The sequence below is a fragment of the Asaia prunellae JCM 25354 genome (assembly GCF_000613885.1).
Classification (GTDB): domain Bacteria; phylum Pseudomonadota; class Alphaproteobacteria; order Acetobacterales; family Acetobacteraceae; genus Asaia; species Asaia prunellae.
Genome location: NZ_BAJV01000016.1, coordinates 24,807 through 38,540 on the forward strand (window position 1 = coordinate 24,807; position 13,734 = coordinate 38,540).

Here is a 13,734-nt window from a genome sequence, read left to right on the forward strand (position 1 = left end):
ATGGTCAGGCCATGTGAGGTGAGTGCGGTCATAAACTCTGCGAAGTCGCCTATGCGAAAAGGATCCCTGGTGGGGTTGTATCAGGCAGCAAACCGGTCTTGAACATTGATGTCTGTCCGGCGGATGGTTTTCCATCGCAGAGAGTTAATTCGGAGGTCGATTTTTGATGCGTTCTTTATGCAACCCGTCCGCGTTCGGCGCGGAAACAGGTGGAGCGGCTGGCGCCAGTGTCTCTGACATCGCACAGCTGAGCATCAACACCATCCGCACCCTGTCGATGGATGGTGTGGAGAAGGCCGATTCAGGTCATCCGGGAACGGCGATGGCGCTCGCTCCTGTCATGTATGCACTTTGGCAGAATGATCTGAAATATGATCCTGCAGATCCGCTCTGGCCGGCGCGCGACCGCTTTGTCCTGTCAGTTGGTCATGCCTCGATGCTGCTGTATTCGACAATCTATCTCACCGGCATCCGCGATGTTGCGAAAGACAAGGTTCTTGATACACCGTCGCTGACCCTCGAAGACCTCAAGCAGTTCCGTCAGCTCAATTCCAAGACACCGGGTCATCCCGAGTTCCGCCACACGGCGGGCATCGAAACCACCACCGGGCCACTTGGTCAGGGTTGTGGTAACTCGGTTGGTATGGCGATGGCTGAGAAATATCTCGCCGCCCATTACAATCGCCCGGGTTTCGATCTCTTTGACTACCATACATATGTGTTCTGTGGTGACGGCGACATGATGGAAGGCGTTTCGTCCGAAGCGGCTTCCATGGCTGGGCATCTGGGTCTGGGCAATCTGATCTGGCTGTATGACTCCAACCAGATTTCGATCGAAGGCTCCACGGATCTCGCCTTTACAGAAAACGTCGCTGAACGTTTCCGCGCCTATAAATGGCACGTTGTGACCGTCAACGACGTCAACGACCTTGCTGCTGTCGGCAAGGCTCTTGAAGAAGCACGTTCGGTCAAGGATCGTCCGAGCCTGATCGTCATGCATACGGTTATCGGCTTTGGTGCGCCCAAAAAGGCCGGTACGGCCTCCGCTCATGGTGAGCCGCTCGGCGAGGAAGAAATCGCTGGTGCCAAGAAAGCCTATCACTGGCCCTGGACCGATGCCTTCCATGTTCCTGAAGGTGTGCTCGAGCACTTCCAGGAAGGTCTGGGCAAGCGTGGTGCCAAGCGCGTGCCGACTGGCATGCATTGTTTGATCGTTATACCAGTGAATATCCGAAGGAAGCTGCTGAACTGCGTGCGATCTTCGAGCGTCGTCTGCCGGAAGGCTGGGACAAGGATATTCCGAAATGGGATGCCGATCCGAAAGGTGTTGCCTCGCGTGCCAGCTCGGGCAAGGTCATCAATGCCGTTGCCAAGAACCTGCCATGGATGATGGGCGGATCAGCCGATCTCTCGCCGTCAACCAAGACCAATCTCACCTTTGAAGGGGCAGGGTCCTTCCAGCCGCCGCAGTGGGGAGGGACCTACGCCGGTCGCAATGTGCATTTCGGTATTCGCGAACATGCAATGGGGTCGATTTGCAACGGTCTGGCATTGGCCGGTCTGCGCTCTTACGGATCGGGCTTCCTGATCTTCTCGGATTACATGAAGGCGCCGATCCGCCTGTCGGCTCTCATGGAGCTGCCGGTCATCTATATCTTCACCCATGACTCTATTGGTGTTGGTGAAGATGGGCCGACCCATCAGCCGATCGAGCAGCTTGCCCAGCTGCGCGCAACGCCGGGTATCATGACGATCCGTCCGGGTGACGCGAACGAAGTGTCCGAAGCCTGGCGTACGCTTATCCCGCAGACGCATAAGCCTGCTGTGCTGATCCTCAGCCGCCAGAATCTGCCGACGCTGGACCGTAGCAAATATGCCTGCGCTTCGGGTGTCGCAAAGGGCGCTTATGTGCTTGCAAGCTGTGAAGGCAAGCCGGATGTCATCCTGATGGCTTCCGGTTCGGAAGTCTCTCTGGTGGTTGATGCCTATGAGAAGCTTACGGCAGAGGGCATCAAGGCCCGTGTCGTGTCTTTCCCGTCCTTCGATCTCTTCGAAGAGCAGGATCAGGCTTACAGGGACAGCGTGCTGCCGCCTGACGTCAAGGGACGCGTGGCTGTCGAACAGGCTGCTGCTTTCGGCTGGGATCGTTACACAGGTATTGGCGGGTCAATCATCGCCATGAACAGCTTTGGTGCTTCTGCGCCGCTCAAGAGCCTGCTTACCAAATTCGGCTTCACGCCGGAGAAGGTATACGACGCAGCTCGCGAGCAGGCTGCTCGCAAATAAGACGACTACCGGGGCCCGGTCGCTTCCTCGGCGGTCGGGCTCCTGAGGGCCATAGCGTGCTTTGGCCCCCTCTTATGAGGTCAGGGTCGGAAGGCCGACCTGAGCTGAGGCGGGTGTCCACAGGGAACCCGTCAGGTGGACAGACAGGAGTACGTCATGGACGTCGAACAGAAGCAGGGTGCCGCTACAGGCGGGAACCCGCTGCGTGATCTTTCCAATTATGGCCAGTCACCCTGGCTGGACTTCATCCAGAGATCCTATACTGCCGATGGCAGCCTCAAGAAGCTGGTTGATGAAGACGGCCTTCGCGGCGTCACCTCCAACCCGGCCATTTTCGAAAAGGCCATGGGGTACGGTACGGATTACGATGCACAGATCAAGGATCTGCTGGCAAAGGAAATCCTCTCCCCTGGTGAACTCTACGAGAAGCTCGCCATCACCGACATTCAGGCAACTGCCAAGGTCATGCACCCGGTCTTCGTGAAGACCAAGGGTCTCGACGGCTATGTGAGCCTTGAAGTGTCGCCCTATCTCGCTTTCGAGACGAAGGCCACAGCCGACGAAGCACGTCGTCTTTGGGCTGCCGTCAGCGAAGAAAACCTGATGATCAAGATCCCGGGCACGCCCGAAGGGATCCCGGCATTCCAGGAAGTCACGTCTGAAGGCATCAGCGTCAACGTCACGCTTCTCTTCTCACTCGAAGCCTACAAGAATGTTCTTGAAGCCTATATCAAGGGCCTCGAAATCCGCCATGCCGCGGGCAAGGACATCAGTAAAATTGCCAGCGTTGCCTCATTCTTCGTGTCACGTATTGACGGCAAGATTGACGGTGCCATTGATCGCCGCGTCAAGGAAGGCGACAAGGACGCTGAGGCTCTCAAGGCTCTGCGTGGCAAGGTAGCCATCGCGAACGCCAAGGTTGCTTATCAGCATTATCTTGAAGTCACGGCTTCCGAGCGCTGGAAGAAGCTGGCCGCAGCCGGTGCCAATCCCCAGCGTCTGCTCTGGGCCTCGACTGGGACCAAGGACAAGACCTTCTCCGACGTTCTCTATGTTGAAGAACTGATCGGTAAAGACACGGTCAACACCATTCCGCCCGCAACCTTTGACGCCTTCCGTGATCACGGCAAGCTTCGCGCCAGCCTGACCGAAAACGTCGAGGACGCCTTCAAGGTGATCGAACAGCAGGCCAAGCTTGGTCTCGACCTCGATGGCGTGACCAAGACCCTTGTAACAGAAGGCTGCGCTTCGTTCTGCGACGCTTTCGACCAGCTGCTTGGGGCGGTAGCAAACAAGCAGGCCACGTTTCTCGGGTCCAAACTGATCGAGCAGAAGGCTGACCTTCCGGCTGATCTGAAAACTGCTTCTGATGCAGTTCTCGAAGACTGGCGCAAGACCGGCAAGGGCCGTAAGCTCTGGGCCAAGGACGCCTCTGTCTGGACTGGCGGTGACGAGGCCAGCTGGCTGAAATGGCTCGATATCGTTGATGAGCGTCTGGCTCATGTTTCCGAGCTCGAAGCTTTTGCCAGCGAAGTCAAGGCCAAGGGTTTCAGCGACGTGCTGTTGCTGGGTATGGGTGGTTCGAGCCTTGGTCCGGAAGTGATTGCCGAGACCTTTGGTCAGATCGCAGGCTTCCCGAAGCTGCATGTGCTCGACAGCACGGATCCCCAGCAGGTCAAGACATTTGAAAATGCTGTAGACCTCAGAAAGACGCTCTTCATCGTTTCGTCCAAGTCTGGCGGCACGCTGGAACCGAACATTTTGAAGGCCTATTTCTTTGCCGCGGCTGAGAAGGCGCTTGGCTCGGCTCCGGGTGCCCATTTTGTGGCCGTGACCGATCCCGGCTCTCATATGGAGCAGGTTGCGAAGAGCGACGGGTTCTGGAAGATCTTCTACGGTGAGAAGCAGATTGGTGGCCGTTTCTCGGTACTGTCCAATTTCGGTCTCGTCCCGGCAGCTGCTGCTGGTCTGAACGTTCGCGCCTTCCTCGAGTCAGCGCTGCGTTCGGTGAAAAGCGCTTCTGCCAGTACGCCGCCGGCACAGAACACCGCGCTTCAGCTGGGTGCTATTCTTGGTGCCGCTGCAACGAAGTTCGGCCGCGACAAGGTGACCATCATCGCTTCGCCCGCGATCTACGATCTGGGCGCCTGGCTCGAGCAGCTTCTGGCTGAATCGACCGGCAAGAAGGGCACAGGGCTTATCCCGATTGATGACGAGACTCTCGGTGCACCGGGCGTCTACGGCAAGGATCGTGTGTTTGCCTATCTGCGTCTGACAGGTGCAGCCTGCCCGAACCAGGAAAAGGCCATCGCCGCTCTCGCGGCGGCTGGTGAGCCGGTTGTAACCATTGATCTTGCAGACAAGCTCGATATCGCCCAGGCATTTTTCCACTGGGAATATGCCACAGCGGTTGCAGGTTCGGTACTGGAGATCGATCCGTTCGATCAGCCAGATGTCGAGTTCAGCAAGATCGAAACCAAGAAGCTCACAACTGCCTTCAACGAGACGGGCAAGCTTCCGTCTGAGACCCCGTTCGCGACATCGGGTGCGTTCGAGTTCTTTGCTGATGCAAACAATGCCAAGGCTCTTGGCAATGGTGATGCTCTGGCAATCCTGAAGGCGCATTTCGGCCGCGTGAAGGCGGGTGATTATGTGGGTGTTCTGGCCTATGTGGAACGCGATCTGAAGACACGCGAGTGGATCCAGAACGTACGCCTCGCTCTGCGCGACCAGCTCAAGGTGGCAACGGCAGCAGAATTTGGCCCGCGCTTCCTGCATTCGACCGGTCAGGCCTATAAGGGTGGCCCTGACAGCGGCGTGTTCCTGCAGATTACTGTGGACGATCATGCTGATCTGGCCGTGCCGGGTGAACGCTTCACTTTCAGTGTTGTGAAGGCTGCCCAGGCACGTGGTGATTTTGATGTGCTCTCCGAGCGTGGCCGTCGTGCCCTGCGCGTGCATATCAAGGGACCGCTTGAAGCTGGCCTCGCCGAACTGGCGACAGTCATCAAGAAGGCCGTCTGAGACTGACGCAATCCGCCCCGCTCCGACGGGGCGGATTGTTTTTTGACGTGGTAGTTAGAGGGCACAGGAAAACTGTGCAGGAGTTTTAAAGATGCAAATCGGTATTGTTGGCCTTGGCCGTATGGGTGGCAACATTGCAGTGCGTCTGACCCGTCACGGTCATGACGTCGTGCTGTTCGACCGCACACCTGAAGTTGTGTCCAAGACATTCGACCGTGCCGAAAAAGGCCGTGCGATCGCTGCAAACTCCGTTTCCGATCTGGTCAGCAAGCTCTCTGCAGAGCGCAAGATCGTCTGGGTCATGCTGCCAGCCGGTGAGATCACCGAAGCCTGTGTGCAGGAACTCCGTGGCCTGCTCGGCAAGGACGACATCGTGATCGACGGCGGCAACAGCTACTACAAGGATGATGTGCGTCGCGCCCATGAGCTGATGGAGAAGGGCATTCACTACATCGATGTTGGCACGTCGGGTGGCGTCTGGGGCCTCGATCGCGGCTATTGCATGATGTACGGCGGCACAAAGGACTCGGCCGATCATATCGACCCGATCCTGAAGGCGCTGGCGCCGGGCAAGGGCGACGTCGTGCGCACCATCGGTCGCGACCGCGAAGGTCTCGATCCCCGCGCCGAAGAAGGCTATCTGCATTGTGGTCCGGCCGGTTCGGGTCACTTCGTCAAGATGGTTCATAACGGCATCGAGTACGGCATGATGCAGGCCTTCGCCGAAGGCTTTGACGTCATGAAGTCGAAGAACTCGCCGGTTCTGCAGGAAGACCAGCGCTTCGACCTGAACATGGCTGATATCGCTGAAGTCTGGCGTCGTGGCAGCGTGGTTTCGTCCTGGCTGCTCGATCTGACAGCTGATGCGCTCGCCAAGAACGAATCCCTCTCCGAGTTCTCGGGTGAGGTGGCTGACTCGGGTGAAGGTCGCTGGACGATCGAAGCCGCCATTGAGGAGTCAGTGCCGGTGCCGGTCATGACGGCCTCGCTCTTCACCCGTTTCCGCTCGCGCAGCGGCAACAACTATGCAGAGAAGATTCTCTCTGCAATGCGCTTTGGCTTCGGTGGACACGTCGAGAAGAAGTGATGTTTCGGGCCGGGACCATATCTGGTCCCGGCCTTTTTTTTCCTCGTTACACTCTTGGCCTGAATGTCAGCGGGAGCATACGAGCTCCTGCTTGCATTCCGGCTTTCAGTTTATCGACTAAAAAGGTTTGGCATATGGTCGAGGTTTCCGCTTCAGCTCGTGCGGCATTGTCCAATTCAGAAGTATCGCGCGGCGTACGCCCAGCGCCTCCGGGCTCCATGGTCATTTTCGGCGGTGGCGGTGATCTGACGAAACGCCTTCTGGTTCCGGCCATCTACAATCTGGACGCTGCCGGTCTGTTGAGCGAGGATTTTTCTATCGTCGTGGTGGACTGGGCTGAGATGACCACCGAGGGGTTGCTGGAGCAGCTCAAAAGCGCACTTGATGATTTTGTGAGCAAGCGCGGCACAAGCGCTACGTTGTTGAGACAGGACGTCTGGGACCGACTCTCGAAAAGCATCACTTACCTGCGCGGCTCCTTTGAAGAGATTTCAACTTTCGAGGCACTGAAGGAAAAGATCGGCGATCGTTCAGCAGTTTTCTACCTCGCCGTTGCCGCACGTTTCTTCGGGCCTATCGTTGATCTTCTTGGTGAGTCCGGTCTGGCCGAGCAGACAGATACTGTTTCGCGCCGCGTGATCATTGAAAAGCCGTTTGGCGCGGATCTGGAATCGGCAAAGGCGCTCAACGCCCGCCTGCAGCGTTCTCTCGATGAAAACCAGATTTACCGTATCGATCATTATCTCGGGAAAGAGACGGTCCAGAACATTCTTGCCCTGCGGTTTTCAAACGGTTTTTTCGAGCCTCTGTGGAACCGTCAGAATATAGATCATGTGCAGATCACGGCAGCTGAAACCGTCGGTGTTGAACGCCGCGGACGTTTCTATGAGAGCACCGGGGCCATTCGCGACATGGTACCCAACCACCTGATGCAGCTGCTGTCGATGGTGGCCATGGAGGCACCGACCTCTTTTGATGCAGAAGCCGTGCGTGACGAAAAGGCCAAGGTACTCAGCGCCATTCAGCCTATCGATCTTTCGCAGGTTGTACGCGGACAATATGTCAGCGGTTCTTTTGGTGTGGGAGATGACGCTGAGGCCCTGCGTGGGTACCGCGAGGAACCCGATGTCGGCATGGGCAGCCAGACCGAAACCTATGTGGCCATGAAGCTGCGTATCGACAACTGGCGCTGGGCTGGCGTTCCTTTCTATCTGCGTACCGGCAAGCGTCTTCGCCGCCGAAAGACGGAAATCGCCATTCATTTCAAGCAGGCGCCTTTTGCCCTGTTCCGTGATACGCCAGTAGACAAGCTGACCCCCAATATCATGGTGCTGCATATCCAGCCGACTGAGGGCGTGACCATGCAGTTCTCTGCCAAGGTGCCGGGGCCTTCGGTACGTCTGGGCGGTGTCCGCATGAAGTTCGACTATTCCGACTGGTTCAGCGAAGGGCCCAGCACGGGTTATGAGACGCTGATCTATGATTGCCTCATTGGCGATCAGACACTCTTCCAGCGTGCCGATACGATCGAGGAAGGCTGGCGTATCGTTGAACCTGCCTTTACGCAGAATATCGCTGAAAAATCACCTCTGTGCTTCTATCCGGGAGGGCTCGACGGACCACGTGAAGCCGATGAGTTGCTGGCACGCAGCGGTCGTCGCTGGCTCGATCTGAACAATTGATGCTCTGCCCAGACAGGATAGTAAAACCATGACACATGATCTGGATGCCGTTCACGCGGCCTTGCCGCCTATGGCATCCACCATTCGTATGGTTGTTTCCGATATCGACGGAACCCTGATCGGACCGGACAAGAATATCACGGAATCGACCTTCCGGGTTGCGAAACAGCTACGTGAGGCAGGTATCACGCTCTGTCTTGTAAGTGCGCGTTCGGCAGAGGGAATTCTGCGCTATCATCGCGAGCTCTCGCTTGATACGCCTTTCGGTGCGCTGAATGGCGGATTGATCGTCGGCCCGGATGATGAGATTCTTTCTTCGCTTTCACTGTCGGTTTCGAGCGTCGAAGCTGCCTGCGACACGCTCTCGGTGCATCATGTTGATACCTGGCTCTTTCGCGGCCATGAATGGCTCATTCATGATCCCGGCACCTATTATGTGGATCATGAACGTCGCGTTGTAGGGATCGAGCCGGTGGTAGTCCCGGATTTCAAGCCCTATCGTGAAGGCGTTGGCAAGATCGTGGCAGCAAGCAGCAACTTTGCGCTGTTGCAGCGCATGGAGGTGGAGATCGGAGCGATGCTTGAAGGGCAGGCCAGTGCTCATCGCTCGGCAGATTACTATCTAGATATTACCCACAAGGATGCGAACAAGGGGTTCGCAGCGCGGGCGCTGGCCGATCGTCTGGGTATTCCCATGAGTGAGGTTGCCTGCATCGGAGACATGTCCAATGATGTGCCGATGCTGCGCATTGCCGGGCTTGGCATTGCGATGGGCAATGCAACCGAAGAAGTCCAGGCCCATGCCCATGTTACGACAGGGCGAAATGACGCAGAGGGCTGGGCAGAGGCCATGCAGCGTTTTGTGTTGCCCAGAGCACCCCGCGCGGCCTGATACAAAGGAACGAGAAAATGAGTGGACATGATGTGACGTCAGCCCGGATGGTCATCCTGGATGATGGCGAGGCTGTCGCCCAGAAAATGGCACACTGGCTTCTGGATCAGGCGCTGGCCAAGACTGACGGCTATTTCGTCGTGGCATTGTCTGGAGGGTCGACGCCCAAGCGTCTGTTCAAGATCATGGCAGAGCCTGAATACGCTGCCAGGTTCCCGTGGCGTCGTACCCAGATCTTCTTTGGCGATGACCGGCATGTGCCTTTTACCCATGACGACAGCAATTATCGCATGACCGATGAGCTCTTGCTCGAACATGTCGATCTGCCGACAGAAAACGTACATCCTGTTCCGTCAGATGGTACGACTGAGCATGATGCTGCCCTGTATCAGAATGCCCTTCAGGATCTGTACGGCAGCCATCATCTTGTTCCCGGCAAGCCGCTTTTCGATGTCGTCATGCTGGGTATGGGGCCGGATGGGCATACGGCATCACTCTTTCCGCGTCAGCCTATCCTGCAGGAGAAAACCAAATGGGTTGCAGCCTGCACACCGGACAACGCGCCTCATGATCGCGTTTCACTGACATATCAGGCGATTCACTCAAGCTGTAATGTGGTTTTTCTGATCGAGGGCGAGGGCAAGGCAGAGATGCTTGCCCGTGTCCGCAGCGGTGATGAATCGTTGCCTGCAGCGCATATCACCTCAGAAGGTGAGGTGGTTTTTCTGGTGGACAAGGCCGCAGCTGGAGCGCTCGAAAATGGCTGAAATCATACAAGACGCCGCGTCTCGCGTGGCAGAGCTGAAGCGTGAAGCCGCAACCCATGCTATTTCCTATATCGAGGATGGTATGGCGGTGGGGCTCGGTACGGGCAGTACGGCGAAATTCATGATCGATGCACTGGGTGAGCGCGTACGTCGTGAAGGGCTGAAAATCCGGGCTATTCCGACATCGGAGGCGAGCGCCGAACAGGCGCAGAGCCTCGATATTCCCATTACCAATTTTGCTGACGATCCCTATCTCGATGTTGCGATCGATGGTGCGGATGAAGTCCAGACCGGGTCTCTCTTTCTCATCAAGGGGCGTGGGGGGCTCTCTTGCGCGAGAAGATTGTTGCCGTATCAGCACGCAAATTCATTGTGATCGTTGATGAAAGCAAGATCGTGGCTGACCTCGGTACCCATATGCCTGTGCCTGTGGAAATCATTCCCTGGGGATGGGAACGCGTCGAAAATCTCCTGAAAAAAACCGGTGCCAAGAGCTGTGTGCCGCGTCGCAACGGGGATGGTTCGCTCTATATGACGGATAATCACAACGTGATCATCGATTGCGATTATGAGCGTATCGATGATCCGCGTGCGCTGGCCGATCGCATTATTTCCATCACTGGTGTCGTCGATCATGGGCTTTTCCTTGATATGACAACCGAAGTGCTGGTTGCCGGTGCGTCAGGCCTTCAGAGGCTGAAGGCATGACGGGGTTTGGCGTAAAGGCCGGTTCCGGTCTCTTTGTCGTGATGGGTGTCTCGGGTTGTGGCAAGACAACCGTGGCCCAGGGGCTTGCCAATCATTTCGGGTATCCCTTTCAGGAAGGGGATGACCTCCATCCGGCTGCGAATGTCGCCAAGATGCATAGCGGCATTCCCCTGAATGATGCTGACCGGGCGCCCTGGCTGCAGATCTGCCATGAATGGCTCAGAATGCACGTAGAAACAGGGGGGGTCCTCACCTGTTCCGCCTAAAGCGCAAGTATCGCGATACGCTGCGCAACGGGCTGGATATTACGTTCGTCTATCTTGAGACGAGCGAGAAAACGATTGCAGAACGTCTGAAGCTCCGGATTGGCCATTTCATGCCGCCCAGTCTTCTCCCGAGTCAGCTCGCCACTCTGGAGCCGCCGGGAAAGGATGAGAATGTCATCACTGTGGATAGTGCAGGCACGCCCGATATTGTAATGGCCAAGCTGCTGGCGTCATTGAAGTCCCGCGCAGTCTGAGATCCAGAGCGGTCTGGATTGGTCTGTCGAAAGTCGATGGATCGATCCAAAGGGCAGGGAGGAGTATTCTGTCCCACGCCATTAACAGCTTATGCACAAGATGATCCGCAGAGTTGTTCCCTGAATCTGGGGATAAGTCTTTTGTGCAGGGATGCTTCCTGATCCATGTATCTGCACCTCACGCCTTATCCGTTGGACTTCATGGTACAGCTTCTCCATGGTCCTGTTTTGCCTCAGCAGAAACGGAAGCAGAAAATGATTGAGGAAAGACCCAGGCTCAAGATCATCCGCCTGAGCGGTATCGCCGCATTAGGCGTTGTCATGATTGGTCTTGGCGGTTGCAAACACAGACATTCCCTGCCAGGTCAAAGCGAGGCTGATTACGACTCTGCTTCGCCGCCCCCCCCTCCCATGGCGGTTGTGGTTCCTGCTTCAATGGGGCGGTCTTTCCTGCGCAAAGCGGGACAGGGGTCCATCGCCTATGACCATAGTATTTCGCTGACAGTTCCAACCGGGAAGGTTGGCGACCATCTGGCGCATCTGCGGGACTACTGCCTTGCAACGGCCGGCTGTGAGCTCGCTTCAGCCTCGGAAGATACTGATGACAGTGATCGGGGCGCAACACGACGCTATGCGCGGCTCTCAGCGCGCCTGCCTCATGACAAGGTTGAAGCCTTTCTTGCGGTAGCCGCAGCACCACTGGCAGGAGAGGTCGCCAGTAAGGTGGTAACCCGGCAATTCCGTACCAATGAGCGCGATCTCCACAACGATATTGTCGATGTTGACAGACGTCTTGCTCAGATGACGGCGTATCGGGACCGTCTCGAAGCTCTGGAGACGCAGAGTGCGGGCAAGACGGATGATCTGATCAAGGTGGCGAAAGAACTCTCCGAGGCTCAGTCGGCGCTGGAGGGGGCTGCAAAAGAAAAGAAGGATCTTTCACGTCAGGTCGATACGGAAGAGGTCAATGTTACTTACGAAAGCGCAGTTGAAACCCTCGGTCCGTTACGGCGCAGCTGGAAAGAAAGCGGAGCTCTGTTCAGCGAGACCATTGCGGATGTGTGGGCTTTCCTGATCCAGGCAGTGGTCTGGGCACCGCTTGTCATACTCGGAATGCTTGTCGTCAGACGCGCCATTCGTCGGGGGTGGTTCAGCAGGGGATAGCTCTGTTTCACTCAGGGAATTGTGACGGGGCGAACCCTTGCCGCCTTTGCGCGTCAGAGTCGATATCAGAGGATGAATTTTCTGTAATCGTAGTGAGGTCGACCCGTTGCAATTGTCCAGGCATCAAGGCGAGAAGCTCTATGGCAATAAAACCCATAGCAGACCTATCGAGACGGATATTCCTGCCAGGCTGGATCGTCTGCCCTGGTCGCGGTTTCACATGCTCATCGTTGTGGCGCTCGGTATTACATGGATACTCGACGGGCTCGAAGTCACGGTAATAGGTTCACTTGCTCCCTCGTTGCAGCGCGGTGATACGCTTGGGCTTTCCGCTGACGGCATCGGTTTTGCTTCTTCGACCTATGTTGCAGGGGCCGTACTTGGTGCCCTGATCTTTGGCTGGATGACTGATCAGCTCGGTCGCAAACAGATCTTCTTTCTGACCCTTGCTCTCTACGTTGTTGGTGTGAGCGCTTCTGCCTTTTCATGGAACCTGACGAGCTTCGCCATCGCGCGCTTTGTAACGGGCATGGGTATTGGCGGGGAATATTCAGCCATAAACTCGGCTATCGATGAACTCGTACCTGCCCGTTTACGGGGGCGTGTTGATGTTATGGTCAATGGTACATTCTGGGCAGGAGCCGCTTTTGGTGCGCTCGGTTCTGTCTGGCTGCTGAATTCGGCGATCATACCGGTCTGGCTGGCCTGGCGCGTAGCCTTTGCGCTGGGGGCGCTTCTCGGTGTGGCTGTCCTGTTCCTTCGCAGCTTTGTTCCCGAAAGCCCCCGATGGCTCATGACCCATCGTCGCGTCAAGGAAGCGGATGCAATTGTCAGTCACGTCGAATCGCACTGTACAGAGCCTTCAGGTGGCTGGGAGAGCCCTTTACCCAAAGTGCTTATCTACCCCGCTGGTGTCTTCAGTCCGACTGACATGATCAAAATTATGGTGCAGCGTTATCGAACACGCTCTCTCTACGTCCTTGTTCTGATGATTTCCCAAGCTTTTCTTTATAATGCTGTATTCTTTACCTATGGAATGGTTCTGACAAAATACCATGGTGTTCCACCCACAGAAGTTGGCTGGTATATTCTTCCTCTGGCTGTTGGCAATCTGTGCGGCCCATTGGTTCTGGCTCGCTGGTTCGATACCTGGGGGCGCCGACGTATGATCGGGCTGAGCTATGCCATTTCAGGCATACTCATGATTGCAGTTGCCTACGCCATGGGTACTCATGCTTTGACGGCCGCTACCCAGACGCTATCCTGGTGCGGGATCTTCTTTTTTGCGTCGGCGGCCGCCTCATCCGCCTATCTGACGGCGAGCGAACTGTTCCCGCTCGAAATGCGCGCCTTTGCGATCGCCGTTTTTTATGCTGTCGGCACTCTTTTCGGTGGGGTTGCGGCACCAGTCATCTTTGGTCATCTGATCGGGACAGGCCGGTTGTCATTGCTTGTCATGGGCTATGTTGTCGCCGCGATCCTGATGCTTGTGGCCAGTATGGTCGCGTGGATCTGGGGGGTGGATGCCGAAAACCGATCGCTGGAGGAAGTCGCGCCCCCTCTATCGGAATATTATGCCAAAGAGGAGGGGCGCGTTATCTGAT

Annotated in this window: 9 protein-coding genes and 2 pseudogenes; all 11 read left to right on the top strand. The window is 56.5% G+C overall.

The genetic code is table 11. The annotated features are described in order from the left end of the window. The first annotated feature begins 166 nt into the window (after nucleotides 1-166). The 11 genes and pseudogenes from tkt to JCM25354_RS12995 all read left to right on the top strand — a co-directional run bounded on the left by tkt (nucleotide 167) and on the right by JCM25354_RS12995 (nucleotide 13,733). Nucleotides 167-2,286 (top strand): annotated as a pseudogene (tkt, locus tag JCM25354_RS18945) (transketolase). A gap of 156 nt (nucleotides 2,287-2,442) precedes the next feature. Further along, nucleotides 2,443-5,310 (top strand): bifunctional transaldolase/phosoglucose isomerase, encoded by a 2,868-nt coding sequence (locus JCM25354_RS12955; protein ID WP_025886320.1) that lies wholly within the window; start codon nucleotides 2,443-2,445, stop codon nucleotides 5,308-5,310. A gap of 91 nt (nucleotides 5,311-5,401) precedes the next feature. Further along, nucleotides 5,402-6,397 (top strand): phosphogluconate dehydrogenase (NAD(+)-dependent, decarboxylating), encoded by a 996-nt coding sequence (gene gnd / locus JCM25354_RS12960; RefSeq protein ID WP_025886321.1) that lies wholly within the window; start codon nucleotides 5,402-5,404, stop codon nucleotides 6,395-6,397. Nucleotides 6,398-6,531: 134 nt separating this feature from the next. Then, nucleotides 6,532-8,079, top strand: coding sequence for a glucose-6-phosphate dehydrogenase (gene zwf, locus JCM25354_RS12965; protein WP_025886322.1), 1,548 nt, complete (start codon nucleotides 6,532-6,534; stop codon nucleotides 8,077-8,079). 28 nt (nucleotides 8,080-8,107) lie between these two features. Next, a complete protein-coding gene (locus JCM25354_RS12970; protein WP_025886323.1) occupies nucleotides 8,108-8,971 on the top strand; it encodes a Cof-type HAD-IIB family hydrolase in 864 nt (287 codons plus the stop codon). A 17-nt stretch (nucleotides 8,972-8,988) separates the two neighbouring features. After that, nucleotides 8,989-9,738: a 6-phosphogluconolactonase gene (gene pgl / locus JCM25354_RS12975; protein ID WP_025886324.1), complete on the top strand. Its 750-nt coding sequence runs from the start codon at nucleotides 8,989-8,991 to the stop codon at nucleotides 9,736-9,738. Continuing rightward, nucleotides 9,731-10,446: pseudogene (gene rpiA, locus JCM25354_RS18950) on the top strand (ribose-5-phosphate isomerase RpiA). The gene pgl and the pseudogene rpiA overlap by 8 nt, the downstream one beginning before the upstream one ends. Next, nucleotides 10,443-10,712, top strand: coding sequence for a gluconokinase (locus tag JCM25354_RS23575; RefSeq protein WP_369345789.1), 270 nt, complete (start codon nucleotides 10,443-10,445; stop codon nucleotides 10,710-10,712). The pseudogene rpiA and the gene JCM25354_RS23575 overlap by 4 nt, the downstream one beginning before the upstream one ends. Beyond that, entirely contained in the window at nucleotides 10,661-10,966 is a 306-nt protein-coding gene (locus JCM25354_RS23580; protein WP_369345790.1) for a hypothetical protein, read from the top strand. The genes JCM25354_RS23575 and JCM25354_RS23580 overlap by 52 nt, the downstream gene beginning before the upstream one ends. Before the next feature lie 255 nt (nucleotides 10,967-11,221). Next, entirely contained in the window at nucleotides 11,222-12,130 is a 909-nt protein-coding gene (locus JCM25354_RS12990; protein ID WP_159103500.1) for a DUF4349 domain-containing protein, read from the top strand. A gap of 220 nt (nucleotides 12,131-12,350) precedes the next feature. After that, nucleotides 12,351-13,733 (top strand): MFS transporter, encoded by a 1,383-nt coding sequence (locus JCM25354_RS12995; RefSeq protein ID WP_035447850.1) that lies wholly within the window; start codon nucleotides 12,351-12,353, stop codon nucleotides 13,731-13,733. Nucleotide 13,734 lies beyond the last annotated feature (1 nt).

Excerpts from the sequence above, each read along its gene's own strand:
- gnd (WP_025886321.1), top strand. The coding sequence starts at position 5,402 with ATGCAAATCGGTATTGTTGGCCTTGGCCGTATGGGTGGCAACATTGCA.
- JCM25354_RS23580 (WP_369345790.1), top strand. The coding sequence starts at position 10,661 with ATGGCTCAGAATGCACGTAGAAACAGGGGGGGTCCTCACCTGTTCCGC.
- JCM25354_RS12995 (WP_035447850.1), top strand. The coding sequence starts at position 12,351 with ATGCTCATCGTTGTGGCGCTCGGTATTACATGGATACTCGACGGGCTC.
- zwf (WP_025886322.1), top strand. The coding sequence starts at position 6,532 with ATGGTCGAGGTTTCCGCTTCAGCTCGTGCGGCATTGTCCAATTCAGAA.
- JCM25354_RS12990 (WP_159103500.1), top strand. The coding sequence starts at position 11,222 with ATGATTGAGGAAAGACCCAGGCTCAAGATCATCCGCCTGAGCGGTATC.
- JCM25354_RS23575 (WP_369345789.1), top strand. The coding sequence starts at position 10,443 with ATGACGGGGTTTGGCGTAAAGGCCGGTTCCGGTCTCTTTGTCGTGATG.
- JCM25354_RS12970 (WP_025886323.1), top strand. The coding sequence starts at position 8,108 with ATGACACATGATCTGGATGCCGTTCACGCGGCCTTGCCGCCTATGGCA.
- JCM25354_RS12955 (WP_025886320.1), top strand. The coding sequence starts at position 2,443 with ATGGACGTCGAACAGAAGCAGGGTGCCGCTACAGGCGGGAACCCGCTG.
- pgl (WP_025886324.1), top strand. The coding sequence starts at position 8,989 with ATGAGTGGACATGATGTGACGTCAGCCCGGATGGTCATCCTGGATGAT.